Annotated in this window: 10 protein-coding genes; 8 read left to right on the top strand and 2 right to left on the bottom strand. The window is 69.7% G+C overall.

The features are described 5' to 3' along the window. The first annotated feature begins 173 nt into the window (after window positions 1-173). The 3 genes from ACWGIG_RS31275 to ACWGIG_RS31265 all read left to right on the top strand — a co-directional run bounded on the left by ACWGIG_RS31275 (window position 174) and on the right by ACWGIG_RS31265 (window position 4,204). On the top strand, window positions 174-1,130 hold the full coding sequence (locus ACWGIG_RS31275) for an ALF repeat-containing protein (protein WP_453325057.1): 957 nt from the start codon (window positions 174-176) through the stop codon (window positions 1,128-1,130). Window positions 1,131-1,478: 348 nt separating this feature from the next. Continuing rightward, a complete protein-coding gene (locus ACWGIG_RS31270) occupies window positions 1,479-3,092 on the top strand; it encodes an alpha/beta hydrolase (RefSeq protein WP_453325056.1) in 1,614 nt (537 codons plus the stop codon). A 182-nt stretch (window positions 3,093-3,274) separates the two neighbouring features. Next, window positions 3,275-4,204, top strand: a complete 930-nt coding sequence (locus ACWGIG_RS31265) for an endo-beta-N-acetylglucosaminidase H (protein WP_453325055.1) — start codon at window positions 3,275-3,277, stop codon at window positions 4,202-4,204. A 419-nt stretch (window positions 4,205-4,623) separates the two neighbouring features. Here ACWGIG_RS31265 and ACWGIG_RS31260 read toward each other — a convergent pair whose 3' ends face one another. Next, complete coding sequence (locus tag ACWGIG_RS31260; protein ID WP_453325054.1) at window positions 4,624-5,589, bottom strand: TerC family protein; 966 nt, start codon at window positions 5,587-5,589, stop codon at window positions 4,624-4,626. Between the two features lie 147 nt (window positions 5,590-5,736). Between ACWGIG_RS31260 and ACWGIG_RS31255 the strand changes: the two genes are divergently transcribed. Further along, complete coding sequence (locus tag ACWGIG_RS31255; protein WP_453325053.1) at window positions 5,737-6,012, top strand: hypothetical protein; 276 nt, start codon at window positions 5,737-5,739, stop codon at window positions 6,010-6,012. Between the two features lie 120 nt (window positions 6,013-6,132). On the opposite strand, the gene ACWGIG_RS31250 is transcribed toward ACWGIG_RS31255, so the two are convergent. Further along, the gene (locus ACWGIG_RS31250; protein WP_453325052.1) at window positions 6,133-7,575 is read right to left on the bottom strand and encodes an MFS transporter; all 1,443 of its coding nucleotides are present in this window, start codon (window positions 7,573-7,575) and stop codon (window positions 6,133-6,135) included. Window positions 7,576-7,830: 255 nt separating this feature from the next. Here ACWGIG_RS31250 and ACWGIG_RS31245 point away from each other — a divergent pair, with 255 nt between their 5' ends. The 4 genes from ACWGIG_RS31245 to ACWGIG_RS31230 form a co-directional block, all read left to right on the top strand. Beyond that, entirely contained in the window at window positions 7,831-8,448 is a 618-nt protein-coding gene (locus ACWGIG_RS31245; RefSeq protein WP_453325051.1) for a DUF6629 family protein, read from the top strand. A gap of 174 nt (window positions 8,449-8,622) precedes the next feature. Next, on the top strand, window positions 8,623-9,927 hold the full coding sequence (gene pcaDC / locus ACWGIG_RS31240) for a bifunctional 3-oxoadipate enol-lactonase/4-carboxymuconolactone decarboxylase PcaDC (RefSeq protein WP_453325050.1): 1,305 nt from the start codon (window positions 8,623-8,625) through the stop codon (window positions 9,925-9,927). A gap of 13 nt (window positions 9,928-9,940) precedes the next feature. Continuing rightward, complete coding sequence (locus ACWGIG_RS31235; RefSeq protein ID WP_453325049.1) at window positions 9,941-10,597, top strand: MBL fold metallo-hydrolase; 657 nt, start codon at window positions 9,941-9,943, stop codon at window positions 10,595-10,597. Window positions 10,598-10,627: 30 nt separating this feature from the next. Continuing rightward, window positions 10,628-11,125: exodeoxyribonuclease III (locus ACWGIG_RS31230; RefSeq protein WP_453325048.1), on the top strand; the 498-nt coding region annotated here is incomplete at its 3' end.

Here is an 11,125-nt window from a genome sequence, read left to right as displayed (position 1 = left end):
GCCCGCACGCCAAGCACTGATCGTCTGTCGGGCCTGCCGCATCGCAGTGGACATCCATGTGGAGGACTCGTGCCTGGGACCCCTCTTTGAGGGGGCCATGTAAAGAGGCTGTCAAGATCGACTTACCATGTCGACGACCATTTACAGCTTTCTTGAGGCAGTGGGGGAATCACATGAAGTTCACGCGTATATCAACTCTCGTCGTATCCGCGGCTATTGCACCGGCCGTTCTGTTCGCCTCTCCGGTGCACGCCGCCGATGCCAAGGCGCCTGCCGTCTCCGCACCCGACGCCGGGTCGAAGACCCCCGCGCAGCAGGAGGAGGACGACCGGGTCGAGATCCTGCGGCTGATGGCGGTCAAGGACGCGGGGCCGGGGGTGAAGGAGGCCGGGAGCGAGGCGATCGACGGTGGTCCGGCCGCCATGCGGAAGTTCCTGGAAGTGGGCCAGTACCAGGCCCGTAACACCGACAACCATGTGCTGGCCACCCGGATCTACGGCAAGGGCGGCCCCGGTGTGAAGGAGGCTGCCAAGAAGGCGCTCCTGGGCACGCCGGAGGACGTCCAGGCGTTCCTCGACAAGGGCCAGTACGAGGCCCGTATCACCGACAACCGCGTGCTGGTCGGCAAGGCCATCAGCGTCGGCGGCCCGCGTGTGAAGGAAGCCGGGAAGAAGGCGCTCCTGGGCACGCCGGAGGACGTCCAGGCGTTCCTGGACAAGGGTCAGTACGAGGCCCGCAAGCAGGACGAGGCCGACGCCGCGGGCTCGAAGGGCAAGGACGACAAGGGCAAGCCCGCGCCCGACACCTCCGAGGAAGCCGACAAGGGCACGGACGCCGGCACCGGCACCGGCGGTGACAAGGGCAAGCCCGCGCCCGACGCCTCGAAGGGGGCCGGCCACGGCACCGACGCCGGTTCCGCCACCTCGGGAGGCAGCACCGGCGACGCGACCGGCAAGCCGGTGACCGCTCCGGACAAGAACGCCCCCGCACCCGCCGCCGACGGCAGCAACCTCGCCTCGACCGGCGCCGGTTCCGCGCTGCCTTGGGCCGCGGGCGGCACCCTGGTCGCGCTCGCCGGTGGCGCGGGCCTGCTCCTGGCCGCGCGTCGCCGCCGCTCCGCCGAGAGCTGAGCGGACGGTCCACGGAGGAACCCCCGTCGGAGTGATCCGGCGGGGGTTCTGCGCGTGATGGCAGGCGGTGCAATGCGGCCCGCCCGCTGAACCCACCCTGCCGCGCAGGCCCGCCGACCAGGTAAGTCAGCAGGAAGTGGAGGTGGCCCCACCGAAGTTGGGGGGACAGCTGGAGTGAGTGGGAGTGGGTGTTCCGCTTAGCGTCTGACACGTAAGACAGACGCGTCAGTCAGATGCGTAAGACAGACAAGTCAGACAGATGCGGAACAGGGCATGGGAATCCGTCTTCCTCAGACGTCGCCCCGTGGGACCTTCCGACCGCAACACCCAGCACCTCCAGGAGATTTCGTGATCACCCCCAGCCCGGCCGCGCGCCACACCCCGGCCGTGCGCCGCACCTCGGCCCTGGGCCTCGCCCTCGCCGCCTGCCTCGGCGCGGCCCCCACCACCACGGCCTCCGCGACCGCGGCCCCGACCACGGCCTCCACCGCCACAGCCCCCGTCGCGTCCAAGTCCGGGGCCGGGCTCGACCGTTACTACAACCAGCGCCTGGGCTGGGGCAGTTGCTCCAAGGGTCCGGACGACGCCACGGGCCGGGACCTGGAGAAGGCCGGCGTGCAGTGCGCCGACGTCACCGTGCCGCTCGACTACGCAGCCCCCCGGGGCCGTACGATCACCGTCGCGATATCCCGGCTCAAGGCCACCGACACCCGCCACCGCATCGGCTCGATCCTGCTCAACAACGGCGGCCCCGGCAACACCGCCCTCCAGTCCCCACCGGAATTCCACGCGTGGATGAAGAAGACGGGACCGCGGTACGACATCGTCGGCTTCGACCCGCGCTTCATCGGCCGCAGCACCCCGCTGGACTGCGGCCTGCCCGTCGGCACCAATCTCTTCTCGGCCGGTCTCGGCAGAGCGAGTTTCGAGCGCCAGGTCACGCTCCAGAAGGACCTGGCCGCCAAGTGCCGGGCCACCAACGCCGCCGTGCTGCCGCATGTCACCACCCGCAACACGGCCCGTGACATGGACGTCGTCCGCGGCGCGCTCGGCGAGAAGAAGATCTCCTACTTCGGTTACTCGTACGGGACCTACCTGGGCACGGTCTACACCCAGATGTTCCCGGGACGCACCGACCGCATGGTCCTGGACGGCGCCATCGACCCCCGCAAGTTCGGCCCCCGGCTGCTCAGGGAGGCCGTCGGCGAGAACGAGCAGGCGCTGGCCGACTGGGCCACCTGGGCCGCCGCCCGGCACGCCACGTACGGCCTCGGCCACACCCGCGCCCAGGTCCTCGCCACGATCGACCGCATCATCGAGAAGTCCGCGCGCGGCCCGCTGACCGTCGGCACCGCGCCGGACGCCTTCCGGCTCGACGACACGCAGATCCCGTTCGTCCTCCTCGCCGGGGTCGACAGCGACACCGACACGTCCCGGGCGTCCCTCGGTGAGCACGTGTCCGTGCTGAACAAGGCAGCGGCCGGGCAGCCGACCAAGCTCTCGCCGCAGTTCGCCGGACTGCTGCGGCTGGCCACGACCGGCGAGCAGTCGCACATGGCCAGCGCGCAGACCGCGGTCATCTGCGGGGACGCGTCCGCCCCGCGCGACCCCGAGGTCTACTGGCGGGACATCCAGCGCAGCCGCGCCGCCTACCCGCGCTTCGGTGCGATGAACAACAACATCGGCCCGTGCGCCTTCTGGGACCGGCCCCGGGAGGAGCCCACCAGGGTGCAGCACGACGCCAAGGCGCTGATCGTGTCCGCCACCGGGGACCCGCGCACCGCGCACAAGGGCGCCGTCGCCCTGCACGGCCTGCTGCCGAGCTCCAAGCTGATCACCGTCAAGGGCGCCAACCGGCACGCGGTCTACGGCCTTTACGAGAACGCGTGCGTCGACAACAACGTCAACAGCTACCTGGCCACGGGCAAGCTGCCCGCCGCCGACCGGACCTGCTCCAAGTAGCGGCAGTCCGCGCATCGACTCCCTCTCCCGGGGGCCGAGTGGTGAGGCGATGTGCGGGGGAGTTGTGAGGAGTTCGCGCACGACTGCCGGGATTCGGTCACGGGAGCGGAAAACTCGGAGGGCTCACTCGGCGCTCTCGAACAGGTCGGGCGCCGACCCACGCAAGGGGAGGCCGATCAACGATGTTCACCATGGTACGGAGCAGAGTGCGGACGGCCGCGCTCGCGCTCTCGGCAGTCGCGGCACTCGCCTTCGGCGCGACCGCCACGACCGGCGCGACAGCGGCCCCCGCCCCCGCTCCCGCGCTCGCGAAGCAAGGGCCGACCTCGGTGGCGTACATCGAGGTGAACAACAACAGCATGCGAAACGTCGGCAAGTACACCCTCGCCAACGGCGGCGGCAATGTCTTCGACGTCGCCGTGATCTTCGCGGCGAACATCAACTACGACACGGCCACGAAGTCGGCGCGTCTGTACTTCAACGAGAACGTGCAGCGCGTCCTCGACAACGCCGCCACGGAGATACGTCCGTTGCAGCAGAAGGGAATCAAGGTCGTCCTCTCGGTGCTGGGCAACCACCAGGGCGCGGGCTTCGCCAACTTCCCGTCCCAGCAGGCGGCTTCGGCGTTCGCGAAGCAACTGTCGGACACCGTGGCCAAGTACGGTCTCGACGGCATCGACTTCGACGACGAGTACGCCGAGTACGGCAAGAACGGTACCGGCCAGCCCAACGCCGGCTCGTTCGTGCACCTCGTGACGGCGCTGCGCGCGAACATGCCGAACAAGACCATCAGCCTCTACAACATCGGCCCGGCCGCGTCGCGTCTGTCCTACGGCGGCGTCAACATCTCGTCCAAGTTCGACTACGCCTGGAATCCGTACTACGGCAGCTGGCAGGTCCCCGGCATCGCACTGCCCAAGTCGAAGCTCTCACCGGCGGCCGTCGAAATTGGCGGCACCTCGCAGAGCACGTCCGCAAGCCTCGCCCGCCGCACCGTCGGCGAGGGCTACGGCGTCTTTCTGACGTACAACCTCGACGGCACCGACCGCAGCGCCGATGTCTCCGCGTTCACCAGGGAGTTGTACGGCAGTGACGCCACTTACACGCCGTAGGACCACCGCACGCCCCGGCTCGCGACGCCCCCTCGGGGCCTGCCGCATCCAGTAGGGCCGAGACCCGTACGCGCCGCGTCTTCGACAACGATGTCGGGGGCGCGGTGCGGGTGGGTCCCACCGGGATCGTGGCGCCACGGTTTCCTCCGGGCGGGCCGCGCCGTCTGCGCGCTTTCCGCTGCCTATGGCGTTGCTCGGTCGGGAGGTCGCCTGTGCTTGGGGTCCAACCGGAATTCGGGACAGTCGCGGTTCTGGCACGGCCCCGGACCCCAGACGGGAACGAATACGCCCAGGGTCTTGTGACGGTGGGGTGTGGCCGGCACGGACTTCTCGCAGGCCGGACACGTGAACGCTTCGGGTTTGCGCTTCATCTTGACCATATCTTTACGATATGCCCGTTTTGACGTGCGGGGAAGTGCTCAGCCCTCTTCCTTCTGTTCCCCCGCGTCGGTCGGAGCGGGCCTTCTGAGACTGAGCACAACGGAACCCGTCAGAACGACGACGATGACCGCGAGGCTGACCAGCGAGGGGATTTCCGGGATGCTGGTGCTGATCATCTTGTGGGACGCCTGAAGGATGAGTTTGACGCCGATGAAGGCGAGGATGATCGCCAAGCCCTTGCCCAGGTGGTGGAAGCGGTCCAGGAGGCCGGCGAGCAGGAAGTAGAGGGCCCGCAGGCCGAGGATGGCGAACGCGTTGCTGGTGTAGACGATGAAGGCGTCGTCGCTGACCGCGAGGACGGCCGGAACGCTGTCGACAGCGAAGATCAGGTCGGCCGCCTCGATGGCAGCGACCACCGCGAGCAGCGGAGTCGCCATCCGCTTCCCGGCTTCTCGGACGAAGAACCTCGCCCCGGCGTACTCGTCCCGGACCGGAATGACCTTGCGGAGCATGCGTACGGCGAAGCTCTTGCCCGGGTCGAAGCTCTCCTCCTCGTCCTTGAGGAGTTTGTACGTGCTGTAGAAGAGGACCGCCGCGAAGGCGAACAGCACCGCGGTGAAGCGGCCGACCACGGCCACGCCGAGGGAGAGGAAGATCCCGCGGAAGACGAGCGCGCCGATGACGCCGAAGAACAGCACGCGGTGCTGGTAGGCGCGGGGCACCTTGAAGTACGCGAAGATCACGGCGAAGACGAACAGGTTGTCGACCGACAGGCTCTTCTCCAGCAGCCAGGCCGTCGTGTACTCGGTGCCTGCGGTGGTGCCGAGGACGAGGAGGACGACCGCGCCGAAGACCAGGGCGAGGCTCACCCACACGCCGCTCCAGGCGGCTGCCTCCTTGAAGCCGATGACGTGCTCGGTGCTGTGGGACAGCAGGTCCACCGTCAGCGCCACGATCACCGTCGCGGCGAACGCCCCCCACAGCCAGAGCGGGACCTCAAGCACGCCGAACACCTCACCATGGGCCCGTACGAAATCCGCAGGCCCCTACAGAGAAGTGTCCGGCACCGCACCCCCGGGAGCACGCGGAGCGCGTGGGACCGGCCGGGGGCATGATGGAGGGAGAGGCGGTAGTTCCTCAGGAGGCGCGTGATGGCGCGAAGTCACCATTTTCACCTCGATGCCAGGGGCCACTCGGTGACCGTGAACATCCACAACGGTCATCCGGGGCTGATCGAGCTGCTTGTCGACGGCAAGGAGACCAGCCGCGTTCCGCTGCATGCGCACCACGAGCAGGCCGTCACCGGGGAACTGCCCACGGACCCACCGCTGTCCGTGGTCGTCCGTGTCGTTCCCGGCTCCGGCACGCCCCGCTGCACGGCTGTGATCGACGGCACGGAGACGCCGATGTCCCCACGTGCTTTCTGATCGCCATAGCCATAGCCATAGCCATAGCCATAGCCATCGGGGCCGCCCGATGTCTGATGAAGAGACACCGGGCGACCCCGTGGCGGGAAACTTCCGTCTGGCCGCCGGGCAGCCCATGCGCTACACGCCGACCTGGTCGCCCGAGGCGGCAGGGGTGGACTGCGCGGCGTTCGCGCCGGGGCGTCCTTCGCCGCGCATGACCAGCAGGGTGATCAGGCCGCCCAGCGCGGCGACGGCGGCGGCTCCGACGAAAGCGGAGCTGAAGCCGTCGGTCAGGGCCGGGAGGTTGCCGAGCTCGCCCGCACCCTGCGAGGTGGCGAGGGCGGTCAGTGCGGCCAGACCGAGCGCGGAGCCGACCTGGTAGGTGGTGTTGACGATGCCGGAGGCGAGCCCGGCCTGCTCCTGCGGTGCGCCGGACATCGCGGTCATCATGGCCGGGATGTACGCGAGGGACATACCGAGTGCGGCGACCAGCGAGGCGGGCAGTACGTCGATCAGGAAGCTGCCGGTCGGTTCGACGGCGGACAGCCACAGCAGGCCGACCGCCAGGACCAGCAGGCCGCCGGAGATCAGCGGCTTGGCGCCGAACTTCGTCATCAGCCGTGCCGTGATCATCGTCATGAAGATCATCAGGAGCACGGTCATCGGCACCAGGGCGGCGCCGCTCGCGAACGCCCCGTACCCGAGTACCTGCTGGAGGTACAGATTGAGGAAGTACCACATCGGAATCCACGCCGCACCGAGCAGCATCATCGCCAGATTGGCCGAGCCGAGCCGCGGCACTCGCCACACGCTGAGCGGCATCAGCGGTTCGCGGAGGGACTTCTGGATGAAGAGGAAGAGACCCAACAGGGCGACGGCACCGACCAGTTGAAGGACGGTCCCCGTCGAACCCCAGCCCACTTCGGGTGCCCGTACGACAGCGAAGACGGCCAGTGCGAGACCCGCCGTGACGGCGACGGCGCCTGCGATGTCCACGGATCCGCGACGGCTCGCGACGACGGGCAGCACCCTGGTGGCGGCGAGGGTGGCGAGGCCGATGGGGATGTAGATGATGAAGACCCAGGGCCAGCTCAGCCATTCGGTGAACACGCCGCCGAGGAAGACTCCGGCCGTGCCGCCGGCCGGGGCGGCGGCACCGTAGAAGGCCATGGCCTTGCCGAGTTCCTTCGGGTTGTGCCCGAAGAGCATCATCAGCAGGGTCATCGCGGAGGGCGTGATGAGCGCTCCGCCGACGCCCTGGACGCCACGGCCCAGTACCTCGACCCAGGCGGTGGTGGCCGCGGCGGCGACGACCGATCCGGCGATCATGACCACCCAGCCGGTGACGAAGATCTTCCGTGCGCCGATCAGGTCGGACAGTCGCCCACCCAGCAGCAGCAGTCCGCCGAACGCGATCACGTAGGCGTTGAACACCCACTGCAACTCGCCCTGGGAGAAGCCCAGGTCCTTCTGCATCTCCGGGAGCGCGACTCCGATGATCGACGTGTCCATGATCACCATGAACTGTGCGGTGGCCAGCACTGCGAGTGCCCACCAGCGCTTGGGATTGACGGTCGACATTGCCCCTCACCTCTCTCTTTCATACCCCCATGGGGTATCTGCGAGACGCACCGTAGCATACGGGAGGGGGGTATGGGAGAAGGGTGTATGCGGCGATGGGGAATGCCAGGGACCCCGGCCCGGGCAGATGAACGCGACGACTCTCGGGCGCTGTGTGCCAGACTCCGGGCCGCCGAGGAGAGCGTTCTGGTCACTCGCGGTCCCGGAGGGACGCCCGGCATGCTTCCCCGCCGGGACGGCCGTAGCGTTGCTGCCATGTGCTGGAGTGCGACGGCCGATCTCGTTGCAGGCACGGTCATCACGGCGGTGGGGGTCACCGCGGTGACCGTGGCGGCCCGACACCCCCGTGACCTTCCACTGGCCGCACTGCCCCTGCTCCTGGGCGCCCACCAGATCATCGAGGCCGTGGTCTGGCAGCACGGCGGCGGTACCGGGCCCGCCACTGTCGCCTGGAGCGTCATCGCGCTCCCGGTGTTGGCGCTGTGGGTACCGGCAGCCGTGCTGTGCGCCGCTCCGCCGCGCGCCCGTCGTCGTCTGCTCGTCCCCCTGGCGGCGGGAGTCACGACAGCGGCGGCGCTCGCCCACGCGCTGGCGACCCGTACCGTGACGGCGGAGATCCGGGGACACACGGTGGGGTACTCCCTGGGGCTGCCGCAGGCGGAGCTGACCGTCGCCGGCTACCTCCTCGCCACCCTCGGTTCCCTGCTCCTGTCCGGTGACCGGGGGCTCGTCCTGTTCGGCGTCCTGGCCTCCGTCGGAGCCGCCGTGTCCTTCGGGCTGTGGCGAGAGGAGTACATCTCGACGTGGTGCGCGTTCGCCGCGGTCTGCTCGGTGGTCCTGCTGCTCTGGGCCAGAAGGAGCCGTCCGCGCTGATCACCGGGGAAGGCGACCCCGAGCGGCTGAACACCGCGGAAGGCAACCCCGAGCGGCTCCACCAGGGCGGCGACCGGCAGGCGAACGCCGCCCGAGAAGTCTGCAACCTGGGCAGGAGGGTATCCAGCGACCCTCCGTTACCGGGGCGTCCGTGAGAGATGAGAGTGTGCAGGCGTGAGTGAGACGACGGCAGAGACGCTGCAATACCGCTTCGACGGGCCAGAAGACGCTCCGGTCCTGGTTCTGGGCCCGTCCCTCGGGACGACGTGGCACATGTGGGACCGCCAGATACCGGAGCTCGCCCGCACCTGGCGGGTGTTCCGATACGACCTGCCGGGGCACGGTGGGGCGCCCGCCGAGCCCCTCTCCTCGGTCGGTGATCTGACGGGCAGGCTGCTGTCCGTCCTCGACGGGCTGGGCGTTCAGCGCTTCGGGTACGCGGGCTGTTCGATCGGCGGTGCGATCGGGGCCGAGCTGGCGCTGCGTCATCCGCACCGGGTGGCCTCCCTGGCGCTGGTCGCCGCCTCCCCCCGGTTCGGTACCGCGGACGAGTTCCGCCAGCGCGGCGTCATCGTCCGTACGAACGGGATGGAGCCGATGGCGGCGTCCGCGCCCGGCCGCTGGTTCACCCAGGCGTTCGCCGCCGCGCAGCCCGCGATAGTCGAGTGGGCCGTCCAGATGGTGCGCACCACCGACCCCGGCTGCTACATCGCCGCCTGCGAGGCCCTGGCCGCCTTCGACGTACGCCCCGAACTGGGGCGGATCGCCGTGCCCACCCTGGTGGTGGTCGGCGAGCAGGACCAGGTCACCGGGCCCGCCGACGCGCGCACCCTGGTCGCGGGCATCCCCGACGCCCGTCTCGCGCTCGTCCCCGGGGCCTCCCACCTGACCCCCGTCGAGCAGCCCGCCGCCGTCACCGACCTGCTGGTGCGGCACTTCACCGCCGCCTGGCAGGACAGCAGCACCACGCTGCTGGTACCCGTACCGCCGCTGCCGGCCGACGACACCGAGGCCCCGGCCCCGGCTGCCGCCGCCGTGCCGCAGCCCGCGCACACCCCCGTCACGGCACCCGACCCCGAGCCGCTCCCTGCCGGACGCCCCGACCCGTACGACGAAGGCCTGAAGGTGCGTCGAGAGGTCCTCGGCGAGGGGTACGTCGACGAGGCGCTGGCCGGCGCGGACGACATGACGGGCGACTTCCAGGAACTCCTGACCCGGTACGCCTGGGGCGAGATCTGGACCAGGGACGGGCTCGACCGCCGCACCCGCAGCGTGATCACCCTCACCGCGCTCGTCGCCGGAGGCCGCCAGGAGTCCCTGGCCACCCACGTCAGGGCCGCCCTGCGCAACGGGCTCACCCCCGCCGAGATCCGCGAGGTGCTGCTCCAGACCGCCGTGTACTGCGGCGTCCCGGCGGCGCACGCGGCCTTCGAAACCGCCAAAGAAGTGGTCCGGCAGGAGACCACGCCGCAGCCGTAGCAGGATGGAAGCCATGAGCAGCAGCACGCACAGCATCGAGCTGACCAAGAAGTCCCACGCCTGCGTCCGGCTGGAGAAGGACGGCCGCACGCTCGTCCTGGACCCGGGGGCCTTCAGCGAGGCGGACGCCGCGCTCGGCGCCGACGCGATCCTGGTGACGCACGAGCACCCGGACCACTTCAGCGAGGACCACCTGCGGGCCGCCCTGGAGGCGAACCCGGCCGCCGAGATCTGGACGCTGCGCAGCGTCGCCGGGAAGATCTCCGCCGCCTTCCCCGGCCGGGTGCACACCGTCGGGCACGGAGACACCTTCAGCGCCGCCGGATTCGATGTCCAGGTGCACGGCGAGCTGCACGCCGTCATCCACCCCGACCTTCCGCGCATCACCAACGTCGGCTTCCTGATGGACGGTTCCGTCTTCCACCCCGGCGACGCGCTCACCGTCCCCGAGCACCCGGTCGAGACGCTGCTGCTGCCCGTGATGGCCCCCTGGAGCAAGGTCTCCGAGGTGATCGACTACGTCCGCGAGGTCAAGCCGCAGCGCGCGTACGACATCCACGACGCGCTCCTCACCGACCTCGCCCTGCCGCTGTACGGCGGGCACATCGGCAACCTCGGCGGCGGCGCACGGCACCACCACCTCGCGCCCGGCGACTCCGTGGCTCTGTGACTGTCAGACCCGACGAGTAGGTTGAGAACCATGCGCATCGCCACCTGGAACGTCAACTCGATCACCGCCCGACTGCCTCGGCTGCTGGCCTGGCTGGAGAACACCGGCACGGACGTGCTGTGCATCCAGGAGACCAAGTCCACCGCCGAGCAGTTCCCCGCCGCCCAGCTGCGCGAGCTCGGCTACGAGTCCGCGGTCGTCGCCGACGGCCGGTGGAACGGAGTGGCACTGGTCTCGAAGGTCGGTCTGGAGGATGTGGTCCAGGGCCTGCCCGGCGGCCCTGAGTACGGGGGCGTGCAGGAGCCCCGCGCCGTCTCCGCGACCTGCGGCCCGCTCCGCCTCTGGTCGGTCTACGTGCCCAACGGCCGCGAGGTCGGGCACGAGCACTACACGTACAAACTGGCCTGGTTCGAAGCGCTGAAGGCCGCCGTCGCCGAGGACGCCGCGGGGGCACGGCCGTTCGCCGTTCTGGGTGATTTCAACGTCGCCCCGGCCGACGAGGACGTCTGGGACCCGGCGCTCTTCGAG

The organism is Streptomyces sp. NPDC054863, assembly GCF_053610825.1.
The sequence above is the reverse complement of the archived record's forward strand: the minus strand, read 5'-3'. Positions and strand labels throughout refer to the sequence as shown.

Bases quoted from the DNA above. Each gene is read 5' to 3' on its own strand.
- ACWGIG_RS31275 (WP_453325057.1), top strand. From the start codon at position 174: ATGAAGTTCACGCGTATATCAACTCTCGTCGTATCCGCGGCTATTGCA.
- ACWGIG_RS31265 (WP_453325055.1), top strand. From the start codon at position 3,275: ATGTTCACCATGGTACGGAGCAGAGTGCGGACGGCCGCGCTCGCGCTC.
- ACWGIG_RS31255 (WP_453325053.1), top strand. From the start codon at position 5,737: ATGGCGCGAAGTCACCATTTTCACCTCGATGCCAGGGGCCACTCGGTG.
- ACWGIG_RS31250 (WP_453325052.1), bottom strand. From the start codon at position 7,575: ATGTCGACCGTCAATCCCAAGCGCTGGTGGGCACTCGCAGTGCTGGCC.
- ACWGIG_RS31245 (WP_453325051.1), top strand. From the start codon at position 7,831: ATGTGCTGGAGTGCGACGGCCGATCTCGTTGCAGGCACGGTCATCACG.
- ACWGIG_RS31235 (WP_453325049.1), top strand. From the start codon at position 9,941: ATGAGCAGCAGCACGCACAGCATCGAGCTGACCAAGAAGTCCCACGCC.